The sequence below is a fragment of the Paraburkholderia sp. RL17-373-BIF-A genome (genome assembly GCF_046030175.1).
Taxonomy (GTDB): domain Bacteria; phylum Pseudomonadota; class Gammaproteobacteria; order Burkholderiales; family Burkholderiaceae; genus Paraburkholderia.
Window position 1 is genome coordinate 1 of sequence record NZ_JARESO010000252.1, and the last position, 1,491, is coordinate 1,491.

At 49.7% G+C, this 1,491-nt stretch carries 2 protein-coding genes; both read left to right on the forward strand.

Features of this window, described 5'->3' with window-relative positions:
• Nucleotides 1-186 precede the first annotated feature (186 nt).
• Nucleotides 187-546: a hypothetical protein gene (locus P0D80_RS50115; RefSeq protein WP_408296169.1), complete on the forward strand. Its 360-nt coding sequence runs from the start codon at nt 187-189 to the stop codon at nt 544-546.
• 98 nt (nt 547-644) lie between these two features.
• Nucleotides 645-1,193, forward strand: coding sequence for a T3SS effector SopD family protein (locus P0D80_RS50120; RefSeq protein ID WP_408296171.1), 549 nt, complete (start codon nt 645-647; stop codon nt 1,191-1,193).
• Nucleotides 1,194-1,491: the final 298 nt, after the last annotated feature.

Sequence of the window (1,491 nt, forward strand, 5' to 3'; positions counted from 1 at the left end):
GAAGCCATTTGATGTTGAGATCTGTATAAGGAGGTGATCTCAAGTGCTGATCGTCGGGCATTCGCGCGGTTGAGTTTCAACCGCTTCTCCAGTGTGATTAGAAAGGTGTTAATTGTGAGTGGAATGTCGTTAAATTCAATATATCGTGCAACGAATCATGGTATAGCGGCGGCTGGAAAATTCGACATGAGGAATAGCACCGACATAGTCGGGATGATTCTGAGCGCGTTGACTTTCGGTATCGCGGCAGGCATATATGCTCTATATAGCCATTTAAGTTCCAGGGAGAAGACCGATGAATATGCCAATCTGGCCAAGGCAATACTGGTTGAAGAAGTGAACCAGGAGGAGCGCTCCATTACAGTCCTGTCTGACAAGCATGGTGACATAACGCTCACGGAGAGCGAGGGCGGATTAGAGGTCTCCATGCATGGTCAATCGACTTTCATCCCCAATATGAATATTAGGGAATTGAAGAATATATTAAAGCAGATATGCTACAGAATTACTCTTCTTATTTCAAGGACGAGTTCGACGTTGCTTTGAATAGTGTACAGCAACATAGCGTTACTGAGCGGGATGCCCGTTTGCTCAACGAAATATATGGGCTTCCAAGTAGTTGCGATCCGGCTTTTTGGAACAGCATGCCGGACCTGACTGACAGGGAAGTCGAGCTCTTGATGCGATTGAGAATTGAGCGTATGTGCTCCGAAAACTATCCACGCGGCGGAACCATCGATATACCTAGGTTGCGGTCAGGCTATATATCCGAGCTGAGGGCGATCTACCGTCCGGGCGAAGTGAACAAGGACGCGGAAACGATGCTGAAAGAGAAGTCTTTGACGGCTGAGGAGGAAGAGCTTATCGCCACCAAGCTGAATGGAGCGCAAGTGGACTACTCGACAATGTTCGCGAGCTTTGGTCATGACGCTGAAGGAAGCAGCTTTTGTACGATCCATCCCTTGGTTTCATACACCTTGCAGTACAAGTCATGTCTGCCCAGTGTTGACTTGGAGAAGGCTCTCCCAGGAGCAGCTGAAGTGAATCTTTTTGTGATGCAGAATTCATGTCAAAAGGTGGCCGAATACAAAGAGAACAAAGCCGCGATCGACGTTGCGCTCGCCAAAGTATTTAAAGAACATGGAACTCTTAATATACGGCTGGTTGGCAGTGCCAGAAATGATCTTAGCTAGCGATGGCGATCTTATGCGTGGATGCCCCCAGTTTGCGGTCCTTTCTTGATGCGATGCATCGAAGTCCTGATCGAGTCATGCATTTGGACTTCGGTGCAGGGTAGAGGGGCGGAGGGGGAGAGTCAGAGGTGGCTCCGAGAATTCGGACCGTTCGTAGAGTGGAAAAGCTGGGGCGTGAGTCGGTCATAATGGCCGGCGACAAGGAACCAGAAGATGACGAAACGAAACCGACGGACACACTCACCGGCGTTCAAGGCAAAGGTGGCACTCGCGGCGCTCAAGGGCGACAAGACGCTGG